General features: G+C 36.8%; 15 protein-coding genes. 5 read left to right on the top strand and 10 right to left on the bottom strand.

Annotated features, from left to right (window positions below; all coding sequences use genetic code 11):
- Positions 1-138: 138 nt before the first annotated feature.
- The gene (locus BQ5209_RS00395; RefSeq protein WP_085246611.1) at positions 139-2,283 is read left to right on the top strand and encodes a TonB-dependent receptor; all 2,145 of its coding nucleotides are present in this window, start codon (positions 139-141) and stop codon (positions 2,281-2,283) included.
- A gap of 102 nt (positions 2,284-2,385) precedes the next feature.
- Here the strand turns inward: BQ5209_RS00395 and BQ5209_RS00400 are convergent, their stop codons facing one another.
- Positions 2,386-2,715, bottom strand: coding sequence for a nitrous oxide-stimulated promoter family protein (locus BQ5209_RS00400; protein WP_085246612.1), 330 nt, complete (start codon positions 2,713-2,715; stop codon positions 2,386-2,388).
- A gap of 70 nt (positions 2,716-2,785) precedes the next feature.
- Between BQ5209_RS00400 and BQ5209_RS00405 the strand changes: the two genes are divergently transcribed.
- A complete protein-coding gene (locus BQ5209_RS00405) occupies positions 2,786-3,616 on the top strand; it encodes a shikimate 5-dehydrogenase (RefSeq protein ID WP_085246613.1) in 831 nt (276 codons plus the stop codon).
- Positions 3,617-3,670: 54 nt separating this feature from the next.
- On the opposite strand, the gene ycaO is transcribed toward BQ5209_RS00405, so the two are convergent.
- The gene (gene ycaO / locus BQ5209_RS00410) at positions 3,671-5,434 is read right to left on the bottom strand and encodes a 30S ribosomal protein S12 methylthiotransferase accessory factor YcaO (RefSeq protein ID WP_085246614.1); all 1,764 of its coding nucleotides are present in this window, start codon (positions 5,432-5,434) and stop codon (positions 3,671-3,673) included.
- Between the two features lie 254 nt (positions 5,435-5,688).
- On the opposite strand from ycaO, the gene BQ5209_RS10920 reads away from it, so the two are divergent.
- A complete protein-coding gene (locus tag BQ5209_RS10920; protein ID WP_279626409.1) occupies positions 5,689-5,817 on the top strand; it encodes a hypothetical protein in 129 nt (42 codons plus the stop codon).
- A 182-nt stretch (positions 5,818-5,999) separates the two neighbouring features.
- On the opposite strand, the gene tsaD is transcribed toward BQ5209_RS10920, so the two are convergent.
- From tsaD to coaE, 4 genes are read right to left on the bottom strand one after another with little or no spacing between them, the layout of a single operon-like run.
- Positions 6,000-7,025 carry a tRNA (adenosine(37)-N6)-threonylcarbamoyltransferase complex transferase subunit TsaD gene (gene tsaD / locus BQ5209_RS00415; protein ID WP_085246615.1) on the bottom strand — a complete coding sequence of 342 codons (1,026 nt, stop codon included), beginning with the start codon at positions 7,023-7,025 and terminating at the stop codon, positions 6,000-6,002.
- A complete protein-coding gene (gene yacG, locus BQ5209_RS00420) occupies positions 7,025-7,243 on the bottom strand; it encodes a DNA gyrase inhibitor YacG (RefSeq protein WP_085246796.1) in 219 nt (72 codons plus the stop codon). The genes tsaD and yacG overlap by 1 nt, the downstream gene beginning before the upstream one ends.
- A 39-nt stretch (positions 7,244-7,282) precedes the next feature.
- The gene (gene zapD / locus BQ5209_RS00425) at positions 7,283-8,020 is read right to left on the bottom strand and encodes a cell division protein ZapD (RefSeq protein ID WP_085246616.1); all 738 of its coding nucleotides are present in this window, start codon (positions 8,018-8,020) and stop codon (positions 7,283-7,285) included.
- Between the two features lie 4 nt (positions 8,021-8,024).
- Entirely contained in the window at positions 8,025-8,630 is a 606-nt protein-coding gene (coaE, locus tag BQ5209_RS00430; protein ID WP_085246617.1) for a dephospho-CoA kinase, read from the bottom strand.
- A 244-nt stretch (positions 8,631-8,874) separates the two neighbouring features.
- Between coaE and lexA the strand changes: the two genes are divergently transcribed.
- Both lexA and BQ5209_RS00440 read left to right on the top strand, forming a co-directional pair.
- Positions 8,875-9,501, top strand: coding sequence for a transcriptional repressor LexA (gene lexA, locus BQ5209_RS00435; RefSeq protein WP_085246618.1), 627 nt, complete (start codon positions 8,875-8,877; stop codon positions 9,499-9,501).
- A gap of 63 nt (positions 9,502-9,564) precedes the next feature.
- Positions 9,565-9,939, top strand: a complete 375-nt coding sequence (locus BQ5209_RS00440) for a hypothetical protein (RefSeq protein WP_085246619.1) — start codon at positions 9,565-9,567, stop codon at positions 9,937-9,939.
- 95 nt (positions 9,940-10,034) lie between these two features.
- Here the strand turns inward: BQ5209_RS00440 and hisM are convergent, their stop codons facing one another.
- The 4 genes from hisM to clpB form a co-directional block, all read right to left on the bottom strand.
- The gene (gene hisM, locus BQ5209_RS00445; RefSeq protein WP_085246620.1) at positions 10,035-10,748 is read right to left on the bottom strand and encodes a histidine ABC transporter permease HisM; all 714 of its coding nucleotides are present in this window, start codon (positions 10,746-10,748) and stop codon (positions 10,035-10,037) included.
- A gap of 6 nt (positions 10,749-10,754) precedes the next feature.
- Entirely contained in the window at positions 10,755-11,441 is a 687-nt protein-coding gene (locus BQ5209_RS00450) for an ABC transporter permease (RefSeq protein ID WP_085246621.1), read from the bottom strand.
- Positions 11,442-12,230, bottom strand: a complete 789-nt coding sequence (locus BQ5209_RS00455) for a lysine/arginine/ornithine ABC transporter substrate-binding protein (RefSeq protein ID WP_085246622.1) — start codon at positions 12,228-12,230, stop codon at positions 11,442-11,444.
- A gap of 638 nt (positions 12,231-12,868) precedes the next feature.
- Positions 12,869-15,439, bottom strand: a complete 2,571-nt coding sequence (gene clpB / locus BQ5209_RS00460; protein ID WP_085246623.1) for an ATP-dependent chaperone ClpB — start codon at positions 15,437-15,439, stop codon at positions 12,869-12,871.
- Positions 15,440-15,508 lie beyond the last annotated feature (69 nt).

Genomic DNA, 15,508 nt, shown 5'->3' on the forward strand with positions numbered 1-15,508 from the left:
ATTTTTATATATATCTATTAGTGACTTAACATTATTTGCAAATGGAGTGCTTTTTATTTACATTATTAATGATAATGGTTATCATTTTCATTATAACTAAAAATATCAAATTTTCACTGATATAGGAAATGATAAACAATGAAATTAAACGTAATCAAGCTTTATAAACCGACGTCATATATTGCAATGTTAACCCTTTGTTTTAGTGCTGATACTTTTGCCGAAGAAAACCGAACAACTTCTCATGACACCATTATCGTGACAGCTGATCGTAATGAAAAAAGCATATGGGACAGCGCAGTATCGGTTAATGCGATTAACCGTGATGATATTGAAAAGCAAAATGGTGATTCTGTTGCCGAGGCATTACGCGATATTCCCGGCGTTGAAATTACCGACAATTCGCTAGCGGGTCGTAAGCAAATTATGATTCGTGGCGAAGCACCATCGCGCATTTTAATGTTAATTGATGGGCAAGAGGTGACCTATCACCGCTCAGGACACGGTTCTGGAGCAGGTGTATTAATTGATATGGAATCAGTTGAGCGGATAGAAGTTATTAAAGGTCCTCATTCTGTCCTTTATGGTTCACAAGCCATCGGTGGTGTGGTTAATTTTATTACCCGAAAAGGTAGCAAAAACAGAGCCTCCCTTAATGGTGATGTTAAAGTTATTTATAACCAATCAACTAATGGCTTTACCGAAATGGGCACGGTTAACGGCACAATGGATCAGATTTTTGATTATCGAATCAGTGGCACTCATGCCCAAAATAACGATCGTAAAGCTTATCAAGGCAAACTTCACAATACCGATTTTGGTAATGATAGTTTAAGTTCATGGTTTGGAGTTAATTTAGATAAGCATAAATTTGGACTTTCACTCGATCGTTATAGACTTAATACTAAAACTTATTTTGATAAGGATAATAACGCTCCTTCAATTAAAGAATTTTGGGTCAAATTACCCAAATTGCAACGTGAAAAAATTGGTCTATTTTATGACTATAATATTGATAGTGATGTCCTTAAAAAGCTACATTATGATGCCTATGTACAAAAAATGAATCGTGAATTTAGAAATCACGTTGTTGTATCACCAAGACCTATGATCAATGTTAACACCAATACAGCCACAAACGATGAACAAAAAACTTATGGCATGACATTTCAATCCGATTTTATACCACATAAAAGCATGAAACTAATTACCGGAGCACAATATCAACAAGATAATGTTGTTCAAAATTCACATAACTCGTTGGTATCCAAAATGCCATCACCAAGAGCAAGCTATACTCAGCATAAATATTTAGCTAATAAATGGCAACAAACTAGCATTTCTTTATTTGGACAGAACGATTGGGCAATAACTGATGATATATCTTGGAACATAGGCGCTCGTCAATATTGGGTTGAATCAAAACTCAAAAATGGATCAACGTCCCTAAATAAAATACCCATTATAGGTCGCCCATCTGTAACTTATACTATTGATGGAAAAAAGAAAGATCGCGATAACAATTTTGTTGTGTCGTCTGGATTAACCTATTCTGGCATTGAAAATACACAATTAAGAGCCTCGTTTGCACAGGGCTATGTTCACCCAACACTTTCACATCTTTATGCAGTTACCTCGGCTTCAACCCAAACACTTTATGGTAATTCAAATTTAAAACCTGAAAAATCAAATAACTATGAAATAGGCTTGCGCTACAACAACAATATTTGGTTAGTTGATAGCGCCATTTATTATTCTGCCGCTAAAAATTATATTACTGAAATGAGTTGTAATGGTTCGGCTATTTGTGATGGTGCATCAGGGGCTAATTTTAATTATTATAATAATGCCAACAAAGCCAACACTCATGGCTTAGAATTTAGCATAGAATATCTTGATTTAGCTTTTATCCCTTATGTTAAAGGCAATTATTTGCGACGTCAGATAAAAACTGGACGGTACACCACTTATGATTCTGGCAATCCGCGTTTTATGGGGAATGCTGGTATCAAACATACAGCTTATTTAGATTGGTTTGATATTGATTCTGATCTATTTATGCGATTTTCAACAAAAGCAACTCGCCGCAGTGATTCATCGGTTTACCATTATAGTGGTTGGTCAACCCTAAATTTATCAACCACCACTTCATTTGGCACCAATCGCCAATACCGGATTGGTTTAGATATAAATAATATATTAAATAAAAGCTATACAACCGCTTACGAAACCATACCTGCAGCAAAATTCCATGCACTACTTAGCGCAAGTATGAAATTTTAACACCTCAAAGATATAATTTAAGATAACAATCAAACCTATATCATCAATTACCCGTTACTTTTTTGTAGTTAACGGGTAGTATCACCGAAAATCAGTAGCTTACTATTTACTCAACAAATTTTTATACAGATGCCTAAAAGCCATTACTGGATGATAGATGATCATCCTTGGACCGGCATAGCGCATAACTTGTTTTATTTTTTGTTTATAATCCTTACGATAACAATGTTTTGGGCAATGCTCACAGGTTGTTTTGGCTTCACCAAAACGACACATTGTTAAACGTTGCATAGCATATTGCAATAGATCATTGCATTCATTACATAACTGGTAACGTGAGGTGTGATGATTTTGGTTGCAATATAAATAAATCATTGCACTCACTGTTGCTTTTTCTTGCTGTATTTTAGGACCAGTATTGTTTGCAACCATAAGACATACACATTAATGAAGAAAGTGGTAAAATAAAATCACCAAACTATGATTACAAGGATTTATTGTAATGGCAAGAATTATCAATAAAGACACGACTGTTTGCATGTCCCTTTCAGCCAGACCAAGCAATTTCGGTACTCGCTTTCATAATTATTTGTATGAAAAACTCGATCTTAATTACTTATATAAAGCCTTTACTACCAATAATTTAAAAGATGCAATTTATGGCATTAAAGCCTTAGCAATTCGAGGTTGCGCCATTTCAATGCCTTATAAAGAAGCTTGCATAGAATTTATTGATGAATTAGATGACTCGGTAAAATCTATTCAATCGGTCAATACGATTGTTAACACAAACCATCATTTAAAAGCATATAACACCGATTATATTGCGGTTGCCAAGCTCATTACCGAAAATAAAATCGATAATACTACACCATTTGTGTTAAAAGGCAGTGGCGGTATGGCTAATGCGGTGATTGGTGCTTTTTATGATGCAGGATTTAAAAATGGCATTATTGCAGCGCGTAACCAAGCAAAAGGCGAAGCGTTGGCCAAACGCTACGGTTATAAATGGGTCAAAAATGAACAAGACATATTGCCAAAACAAGCCAAACTGATTATTAATGTGACTCCAATTGGTATGCTTGGAGGTGTTGAATCTGAAGAGCTCGCATTCTCCTCGGTCATGATAGAAAATGCCGATATTGTGTTTGATGTGGTTGCATTACCCGTTGAAACACCAATGATAAAATATGCCCAAAAGCTAAACAAAACCATTATTTCAGGTGCCGACGTCGCGGTGATTCAAGCTCTTGAACAATTTGTGTTATATACGGGCGTAACACCTAGCGAAGAGTTGGTGAAAAAAGCAGGTGAGTTTGCAAGACAAGGCTAAATAGTGTTATTCATTCCACTGAGTATATCGGTGGAATGAATAACAAATAGGTTATCACATCACCTGATGTAATTTGTTATACACAGCTAATAATTTTTGATGCATAGCAAATTGCGCTAAATTATCATTAGTCGCTTTATCGGCTGTAGCAGAGTCAGCCAAGCCAAAAAATGTTTTTTCGCCATTAGCGTATTGCCACATATCGTCAACACAAGCTTTACCATACATTTTATTAAATGCAGTTCGATAGTTGTTAAACTGTTTTTTGTCACGTTGCAAAATAAAGTTAACCAGCGTTTGCAAGCAACGATAATCATGATTGCGCTCTGGAGTAAATATAGACTCATTCATTTCAACTGTCCAATCAATCCATTGTTGTGCTTGCACTAGGTCTTTACCTGCCAATGCCAACATTGCTTTTAATTCACCAACGCGCAGTGTAAGCCAAGCATTATCGTTACCGGTTGCAATGCCAAGTAGTTCGCGAACACGTGCATAATCATCAAGACCTTCATCATCAAGCTGTTCAATAATGGCTAGGTACTGTTTAGCAGTGCGTTTTTGATAAGGTAACGACAAAATAAGATCACGCAGACCAATTGCCATATTGCTATTAGCAATTAAAAGATCTTCAGGGGGATAGATTTCCGACATACCAACGGCTAAAATTCGACAAGCATAAACGCCAAGATGCTCATAGTCCATAATTAACACTTCGGTGTTATGACGGGTAAAAATAGCCATTAAATTAGCAAATTCTTGCTCGGTCGTGCCTGAAAAGTCCCAATCGACAAATTCATAATCAGCTTGCTCATTAAATAGATCCCATGAAATCAAACCGCTTGAATCAATAAAATGGGTTTCTAAATTGCTAAGATCAGCAATATCATCATTATCAAAACTTGGTGGTGAAAATACATCAAGATCTTTTAAACTACGCCCTTGTAATAGTTCAGTCACAGTGCGTTCAAGTGCAACGCCAAAATTTGGATGAGCACCAAAAGACGCATAACATGTTCCATTTTGCGGATTAAATAACACCACACAAATAACCGGAAACTCACCGCCTAATGAAGCATCAAAACAATAAAGTGGAAAGCTCTCGCTTTCAAGCGCCTCAATGGCAGCTAAAACAGCGGGATAGCGATTAATAACTTCGGTTGGAATAATCGGTAAGCTAATGGCCTCGGCAATAATTTTGTTTTTCGTATAACGTTCAAAAATTTCCGATAACCCTTGCACTCGCGCTTCATTACGAGTATTTCCTGCTGACATACCATTAGATGCATATAAATTAGCAATTAAATTAACGGGCACATAGACCGTTTGCTTATCAGACTGCTGCTCAAACGGTAATGCGCAAATACCTCGCTCGCCATTACTTGATTGTAAATCAATTAAATCAGTTGCACTTAACTCATGATCGGGATCGTAAAATTTAAGTAGTTTTTGAGATAATAACCCTTTAGGGAGGGAATTATCTTCAGGAATAGAGAACCATTTTTCGGTCGGGTAATGCACAAAATCAGCATTTGCAGCTTTTTTGCCTAAATAAAAATCGGAAAAAAAGTAATTGGTTGATAATCGTTCAAAATACTCTCCTAATGCTGATGCCAACGCCGCTTTTTTGCTTGCACCTTTACCATTAGCAAAACACAGTGGGCACTTTGTATTTTGAATATGCACTGACCACACATTAGGCACAGGGTTGAGCCAAGAAGCTTCTTGCACTTCTAAATCATATTTTGCTAATTGTTGCTGAAAATAATTGATTGAATCTTCAAGGGCAGCATCTTTGCCCGGGATATAAGTTTTCATAGTTAAACTGATCTCAAAATAATTTTATAATTGTTGCTCTTTATAGCTTTCAAAATTGATAACTTTATACGCAAATATAAAAAAATAGAAGTAATAAAATTAGCCGCCTTAGTTAAGAAAATAAAATATACACAATAGTAAATATTAACGTTATTATTTTTAAATAATTTTTCTTTGATAAAAAAAGGCACTTTATACTTATCACTATCGTGTATAGGATTGCATTAGTTTTTATTGGAATTAGCACATTGACCATGCTACTTGGTAGTTTTGCTGTATTGACTCATAGTTTTACTATGGATTTAGATCCCTGTTTACCAGTGATTAACACCACTTTTTATAAAGACTTTATTTCAACTCGTATTGATTTTTGTGCTATTTAATATTAATCACAATATTCAAAAATTAGCTAACGAAAAAACAGATTCCGAAAAAACGGAAGAATTGTCTAACACCAATACTATTAATTAATATTATTGATTCAACTATATAGGCAAAAAAGCGGGAACTGATCCCCGCATTTTTTTGTTTTTTAATCTACATGTTTTTAAATCAAAATAATCGGTTAACTAGCATTAAGCTCGCTAAGAGGCCACCTTGGTCTAACATTGATTGCTAAATCTGAATACTGCCTTGCTTTTAAATGAATCATCCCCGCGTAAGCAATCATGGCACCATTATCGGTACAAAATTCGAGTCGTGGATAATAAACCTGTCCTTTACGTTGATGCATCAACTCAGTTAACCTATTACGCAGTGTTTGATTAGCGCTTACTCCACCGGCTATCACTAAATTTTTAAATCCAGTTTGATCAAGCGCTCGCCGTGATTTAATTACTAATGTATCAACCAGGGCATCTTCAAAAGCTCTAGCAATATCAGCTTTAGTTTGCGCATCAATAATATGATTATCACTATGTTGATGAATGATATTGGCAGCGGCTGTTTTAAGACCTGAAAAACTAAAATCCAGCCCAGGACGATCGGTCATCGGTCGAGGAAAACGGAACCTAGCTCCATTACCCTGCTCAGCTAATTTCGACAATTTTGCCCCGCCTGGATAATCTAAACCAAGTAATTTAGCAGTTTTATCAAAAGCTTCGCCTGCTGCATCATCAATGGATTCGCCAATAAGTTCATATTGACCAATACCTGTTACGCTAATAAGCTGTGTATGCCCACCCGAAACTAATAATGCAACAAAGGGAAATTCAGGTGGATTAGATTCTAACATTGGCGCCAATAAGTGCCCTTCCATATGATGTACGGCAATAGCAGGTACATTCCACGCATAAGCCAGCGAACGACCAATTGATGCACCAACCATCAAAGCACCAATTAAGCCAGGACCTGCAGTATAAGCCACACCATCAATATCTGCTGGCACCACATTTGCTTCTTTTAATGCTGCTTGAATTAAGGGTACGGTTTTACGAATATGATCGCGCGATGCTAATTCAGGCACCACACCCCCATAATCAGCATGCAATTTAATTTGCGAATAAAGTTGATTGGCAATTAAACCATTGAGATCATCATAAATAGCAACACCTGTTTCGTCGCACGAGGTTTCAATACCTAGAATCTTCATTAATGTTTACCTGCAAAATCGGTAAGGTTTTCTTCACTCCAAAGATCTTGTTCGGTGATGTCTTTATCGGCAATGCGATGTTCCTCAGTTGCCCAATCGCCTAAATCAATAAGCTGGCAACGTTTACTACAAAATGGACGATAAGCACTCTCTTTGCGCCATTCAACTTTTTTTTGACAAGTTGGACAATTAACAAATATGGCTGTATTTTTATTCATTTTAACTCTTTCTTTTTCAATAATCGGCATTTAACGTCATTAACAACAAGCTAATTCAAATTCAATACCATCGGTATTAACATTATCACAGGCATCAAGCGGTAAGAACCGAATGCTATAACGCGACATATGACCAGAAACTTGGGGATAGACATTTTTATCTAACGAAACCCGAATACGAATCAAATTAATATCACCACTCGTTTCTTGAAAAAAGTTATTAGAACAAATAAATGGCTTAAATTCCCCCATTTGTCTAATTAACTGCATGTAACATGTTAGAGATTTATCAAGAATTGACAAGTGTTGTAACCAATTTCTGACTTGAATATTGCGTCTTTCTTGCGGGATTTTTAACCATAAATGGAACGAAGGCAAATCAAAACTACAACAGCCGCCAGGGATCGTTAAACGTTGGCGAATAGCAGTAATAAAACGGTCGTCTTTCAATGGTTGTCCTAAGCGCGGTATTACATTAAATTGAGCTAAAAAATGATCAAATTGATGGATCAATTCATTAAGCAAATCATAATCTACGCCATCAAAAGTTAACCACAAGATTAACTTTTGTTTTTGCGATTCCAGCTCTTTAATCAAATCACCTTTTACATCGTTACGTTCAATAATTTCTAATAACTCAGACAGTGCGTGAAAAAAAATTAACGCATTATTTTGATCTAAGTGGCAATGCGTATGTAATTGATTTAATAAAAATTCAATACGAAGCCAAGTACGCATTTTTTCATTTAATGGATGTTCAAAAATAATATTACTCATCTATCTAAATCTTACAATTAAAGTTATCTAAATATTGTTGATGCAATAAGTTAACTTGTGCCGTTAGCGATACCAAATTGTCATCATTGACAATAATATCATCCGCATAAGATAAACGTTTTTTTAAAGATACTTGCGACAATATCATCTTTTTCGCCAATGATTCGCTAATATTATCCCGTTTTACTAATCGTGCCAATTGTAGCGACTCTGGAGCATCGATGATCAGCACCCGATCAGCCAAAGTATGCAAATTGTTTTCAACCAATAATGGTACAACCCAAATCACATAGATTGTACTTTGCATAGCAATTTGTTTTTGAGTTTCTTGTTGGATAATAGGATGCAACAAATGATTAAGCCACAGTCGTTCATGATCATTATTAAAAATGATTTCGCGCAGCTGACTGCGATCAAGTTCGCCATTAGCAAGCAAAATCTCTTGGCTAAAGTGCTTAACAATTTGGTTAAACGCATCACTACCGGCTTGCACAACTTGCCGCGCAATAAGGTCGGCATCAATAACTGGCACACCTAATTGGGCAAACAAATCGGCAATGGTGCTTTTACCGCTGGCAATCCCGCCACTGAGTGCAACAACATAAGGCATAAGACAAATTCCAATCCAACAAAATATTGAAATATTATAGCATATAAGTAGGTTGATTATGTAACGCAAAATATAGTTAGTAACTTAGCCATCAAATTGGCAAAATTGCTCAGCAAGACGGTGCATAATACCTGCAATTAGAAAATTTTATTGTCAATTATAAAATAAATTAAATAAAACAGTTGTTTTATATCATTTACTGTATATAATCACATGTATCTGTATATAAAAACAGGAATGAGTAATGAGACCGTTAACAGAACGTCAGCAACAAATTTATGACTTAATTAAAGACAACATTCAAACCACCGGCATGCCGCCAACACGAGCCGAAATTGCCAAAAAGTTAGGATTTCGTTCCGCCAACGCAGCTGAAGAACATCTTAAAGCTCTCGCTAAAAAAGGCGCGATCGAAATGATAGCCGGCTCATCGCGTGGGATTCGACTTTTACTTGAAAGCCAAATTGAGCAAAGCGAGTTTGAAGGTTTACCGCTTATTGGTCAGGTCGCAGCTGGATCGCCAATATTAGCTAATGAACATATCGAAAGCCATTACCAAATTGATCCATCACTGTTTAAACCCCACGCCGACTTTTTATTAAGAGTACACGGCATGTCAATGAAAGATATCGGTATATTAGACGGTGACTTATTAGCCGTACATAAAACCCAAGATGTTAAAAACGGTCAAGTTGTGGTTGCCCGCATTGACGAAGAAGTTACCGTGAAACGCTTGTCACGCAAAGGAAAACATATTCTCCTAATAGCTGAAAACAAAGATTTCTCGCCGATCGAAGTTGATTTAGAACAACAAAATTTTGCCATTGAAGGATTAGCTGTTGGTATTATTCGTAACGGCTCATGGATGTAATCGTATAGATGCATAAGCAAAGTTAGTATAAAATAGTTACAAAATAAAGTGTGGGGGATTACTATGTGGCTATTTTGGTTATACGAATTTTTAGGGTTTATTGCTGTTATATTACTCGTCTTTGGATATTGCCGTTTTAGAGGAATCGGTTTTTGGTCTTTAATTTGGGAATATTTAAAATGGATCACTTTAGCGGTACTTACTGTTTGGTTAGTCATTGCAATACTTTGTCGAACTGATTTATACAATGCTACTCATTGCTATTTTAGAGGTGAAAGTATGCATGCAAACACCAAATATTCTATCTTTTTGGGTGAGTGCCAAGTTGAAACGCCTAGTGGCAGTTATGTTCCTATTGAACGAGCTAGAGCATTACCGGGCTCAAGTAACCATGATCACGATGATGGCGACAATATCGACTTTTATCCTATCAATTAGTATATTTATAAATCAATAGAACAACAAAAAATCCGACAATTGTTATCACAATTGTCGGATTTTTTACTTTGATCGATTATTTGTAAAGTTATCTATTACAGCCCATTAACTTTCTGAAAAGCTAAGCAATGCTGTTCTAACTTTTTAAAACCCAAAATTAGTGTAAAGCTGACACAAAGATAAATCACCGCCGCAATACCAAAGGCATGAAAAGGTTGATATGTTTCAGCATAAATATCACGTGCAATTTTCATTACATCTGGCACTGTGACCGTAAAGGCAAGCGCCGTTGAATGCAGCATAAAAATCACCTCGTTACTATAAGCTGGCAAGGCAATACGAAACGCTCTTGGCAAGATAATATAACGGTATAACTGAAAACGGCTAAACCCAAGAGCAGTTGCAGCTTGCATTTCGCCACTAGGTACATTGCGCATGGCACCAGCAAAAACTTCAGTGGTGTAAGCGCAGGTATTTAAAGTAAAGGCGAACACCGTGCAATTTAAACCACTTTGAAAAAAATCACTCAGCCAAGTATTATTTTTAACCACACTCAATGTATAAATGCCAGTATAAATAATCAGCAACTGTACATATAAAGGCGTACCACGAAAAATATAAGTAAACAGCCAAATGGGTAATTTAATCAGCTTATTTTGCGAATTTCGCCCTACTGCTAACCCTAGCGACAAAATGCCACCTATTAAAACTGATAAAATCAAAATCCAAAGCGTCATCGCCAGACCAGTGACATTATAACCATCAGTCCATAATAGTGCTTGCCAATATTGTTGAATAATTTCTAGCATGAGTTCTTATAACTTAGTTTTGATTGTGCCAATGGAATAACGCCGTTCCAGCCACCATAACACGATATTCGATATTGACGTAAAAAACAGATAAAATGCCCCTGCGATTAAGGCAAACAATAAAGGTTGGTACAAGGCTTCACCTGCGTTTTTAGTGGCTTTAACTAAGTCCGACAACCCAAGTAACGACACCAATGCCGTGGCCTTTAACACCACTAACCAATTATTTGCAATGCCCGGCAAAGCAAAGCGCATCATTAAAGGAAACATCACATAAAGAAACACTTGGACTTTACTAAGTCCAAGTGCCGTTGCCGCCGCTAACGTATTTTTAGATACAGCAAGATAAGCCCCTCGAAAGGTCTCGGTAAAATAGGCGCCGTAAATAAAGCCTAATGTAAAAATACCAGCCATTAATGGATTCACTTCAATAAAAGAGGCATTAAAATAATCGGTAATATTATTAACCAAAAACTGCAAACCAAAAAATATTAGCATCATTAACACTAAATCAGGTACGCCTCGAATTAACGACGTATAAACCTGACAAAGCACATTACACACTTTAGAATCAGCCAACTTGCCCAGTGCACAAACAATACCAAGCATCATAGCTAACAGTAGCGATGCTAGCGCTAAAATAATGGTTAGCAATGCTCCTTGGCAAATTAACGAAATATAACCCTGCATGATTTATTTTTCATTACCATAAACATTAAAATCAAAGTACTTATTGTTGATTTTTTGGTAAGTACCATCAGCTAAAATCGCTTTTAACGCTTGATTAAAGGCTTCGCGTAATTCATTATCGTTTTTACGAAAGCCAAGACCCACCCCCACATCAAAATAGTTAGCATCTTTCAATTCATCGCCAGCAAAAACAAAACCTTTGCCTTGTGGTTGTTTTAAAAAGGCATAACTACCAGTAACTTCGTCTTGCAATGCCGCATCTAAGCGACCTGCCACTAAATCCGAAAACACTTGCAACTGATTTAGGTAAGGGACAATCACCACGCCATGAGGACGCCACATCTCGTTGGCAAAATGTTCTTGTGAGGTACCTTGCTCAACCCCAACGCGCTTACCTTTTAACGATTCAGCATTAGGCATTAAATTAGCACCTTCTTTAATAATCAAACGTGAATAAGTCATAAAAATCTCGTCAGAAAATGCAATCTGCTTTTTACGCTTTTCGGTCATCATCAGCGAAGAGGAAATCATATCAATCTTTCTTGATAATAACGAAGGGATCAATGCATCAAAGTCGGTCGATTGGAAAGTGCATTTAATGTTAGCCTTTTCACATAAAGCTTTAGTAATTTCAATGTTAAATCCTGTAATATTACCGTTAGCATCAATAAAATCAAAAGGCGCATAAGATGTATCAGACCCAACTTTAATCGATTCAGGCAACGTGGCATAACTTGTTATAGGTAAGCTTAAACAACCTAAAATGGCTAACGCTTTCAATACATTCTTCATGTGTTATCTTTCCTTGTTTTTATTTAAGCAAATAATATAGCGCGTTCTGATACAATTTTATAATAAAAAAAAGTTATTATGATTGTGTAAAAAATTAGAATTACTTAATAAGAAACACGCTAGACAAATTGGTGTGGATTGTTGTTTTTAACAAATAACATAAAAGCTAGAAAGTTATTTTTGCTTTCGACGTTTGATGATCGTTTTTTTGAATAGAAAAATTCGGTATTGTGTCTTTATCGCCAGCATTTTCGATATTTAATTTGATACGATATAATCCAGTTTAATAGTGACAAGAGTATGGTTTAACAAGATTTGAATTCGTTGCAGTGGGATTACTATCATTGGTCGTATTTCAGAAGATAGGGTTAGATTAGGTTGTGTTCATCAATGCTGATTAATCGCTGAAAGTATAATAAGCCAAATACAAAAAATAACATTTGGATAAAAATGGAAAAGCTTTTATCTGCAGCGTGCACGGTAAATTTGTAGTTATGGCTAATTAAACCTCCTATATATCCTATCCTGATTGTTTTTTAAAATTATAAATTATAATAATTTTCAGGCGGTTGTCATGGTGTTTATTTAGTGGCATAAAAAAACCGACCATAAAGGTCGGTTTGTTGTTTGATGGTTAATTACTGTTTAGCTTCGATGTTATCGCCAACTAAATCTAGATGAATAGTTTTACCCGGAACTAATTTGCCAGACAGTATTTGCTGTGCCAATGGGTTTTCGATCTCTTGTTGGATTGCTCGTTTTAGTGGTCTTGCCCCATAAATTGGGTCAAAGCCGACTTTAGCAAGTTGTTCCAACGCTGCATCCGAGATATCCAATTGGTAACCACGTTCATCTAACCGTTTTTCAACATGTGCTAATTGAATTTTTGCAATCGCTTTGATGTTTTCTTGACCGAGTGGGTGAAAGACCACTGTTTCGTCAATACGATTGATAAATTCTGGTCTAAAGTGTTTAGCAACAACTGTCATCACTAGCGCTTTCATTTCGTCATAACTTAACTCAACTTGACCTTGAATTAGATCAGAGCCTAAGTTTGATGTCATAATTATGACAGTATTACGAAAATCAACCGTGCGACCTTGGCCATCGGTTAAGCGTCCATCATCCAGAACTTGCAGTAAGATATTAAAGACATCTGGATGCGCTTTTTCGACTTCGTCAAGTAAAATAACTGAATAAGGTCGACGTCTAACTGCTTCTGTTAAGTATCCGCCTTCTTCATAACCAACATAACCCGGAGGTGCACCAATTAAGCGAGCAACAGAGTGTTTTTCCATAAACTCTGACATATCTATACGCACCATGGCATCTTCGCTATCAAACATAAAGTTAGCCAGTGATTTGCAAAGCTCGGTTTTACCTACCCCTGTTGGTCCTAAGAATAGGAACGATCCAATTGGTCTGTTTGGATCTGAAAGCCCTGCTCGGCTACGACGAATCGCATTAGCAACCGCTAATACCGCTTCATTTTGGCCAATGACACGTTTATGTAAAGCATCTTCCATATGTAATAGTTTGTCTTTTTCACTCTCAAGCATTCTAGAAACCGGAATACCTGTCGCTTTAGATAGCACTTCGGCAATTTCGTTATCGGTCACTTTGTTACGCAATAACTTCATGGTTTTGCCTTCTAACTGAGTTGCTGAAGCCAGTTTCTTTTCGAGCTCTGGTATTTTGCCGTATTGTAATTCAGACATTTTGCTCAAGTCGCCGGCTCGGCGTGCTTGCTCTATTTCAGTCCGCGCTTTTTCTAGCTCAGCTTTGATGCTTTGCGTGCCTGAAACAGCTGCCTTTTCTGATTTCCATTCTTCTTCAAGTGATGCATATTCCTTTTCTTTTTCAGAAAGTTCATCGTTTAACATCTCAAGTCGTTTTTTACTGGCATCGTCAGACTCTTTTTTAAGCGCTTGTTGTTCAAGTTTAAGTTGAATTATGCGCCTTTCAAGTCGATCTAAAGATTCTGGTTTGGAATCCATTTGCATACGAATGCTCGATGCAGCTTCGTCAATTAAGTCAATTGCTTTGTCAGGTAACATGCGTTCTGAAATATAACGATGCGATAACGTTGCCGCAGCCACAATTGCCGGATCGGTAATTTGTACATGATGATGCAGTTCATAACGTTCTTTTAAGCCACGCAAAATGGCAATAGTATCTTCAACTGTTGGCTCGGCAACATAGACTTTTTGGAAACGACGTTCTAATGCCGGATCTTTTTCGATATATTGACGATATTCATCTAGTGTTGTTGCGCCCACGCAGTGCAATTCTCCACGCGCTAATGCAGGTTTTAGCATATTACCGGCATCCATTGCACCATCGCTTTTACCTGCACCAACCATGGTATGGATTTCGTCGATGAACAATATAATGCGACCTTCTTCTTTTGCTAAGTCTTTAAGCACGGCTTTTAACCGTTCTTCAAATTCACCACGATATTTAGCACCTGCAATTAATGCGCCCATATCTAATGATAACACACGTTTATTCCGCAATCCTTCAGGCACTTCGCGGTTAACAATACGTTGAGCTAAACCTTCTACAATAGCGGTTTTACCCACGCCTGGTTCACCAATTAATACCGGATTATTTTTAGTACGGCGCTGTAATACCTGAATTGTTCGGCGAATTTCCTCATCACGACCAATAACAGGATCAAGCTTACCTTGTTCTGCTCGTTGAGTTAAATCAATAGTATATTTTTTAAGTGCACCACGTTGATCTTCTGCATTAGGATCGTTCACTTTATCGCTACCTCTTACTTGATTGACTGCTTGGCTAAATTTGTCTTTATTGACGCCTGATCTTTTAAGAATATCACTTAAGCTACCTTTGTCTTCTAAAGCGGCTAATATAAAGAGTTCTGATGATATATAACTATCGCCATTTTTTTGGGATAATTTGTCGCATAGATTTAATACACGAACAAACTCTTGTGATGGCATAACATCGCCACCCACACCTTGAACTTGGGGTAATCGATCAACGGCTTGTGTTAATTCTTGTTGCAAAACAGCGACATTTGCACCAGCAGCAGTCAATAATGGCGTTACACTGCTACCTTCTTGATTAAGCATGGCTGATAGAACATGCACAGGCTCTATATATTGATTGTCTTTACCTAATGCCATTGACTGCGCATCAGCTAAAGCTTGTTGAAACTTGTTTGTTAATTTATCTAACCTCATAGTATTTATCTCCTGAGCAATAGATTTGGATTCAATGCTTAACACATTCAACCCATTTGCATGTGATCT

The sequence above is a fragment of the Gilliamella mensalis genome, assembly GCF_900103085.1.
Lineage (GTDB): Bacteria > Pseudomonadota > Gammaproteobacteria > Enterobacterales > Orbaceae > Gilliamella > Gilliamella mensalis.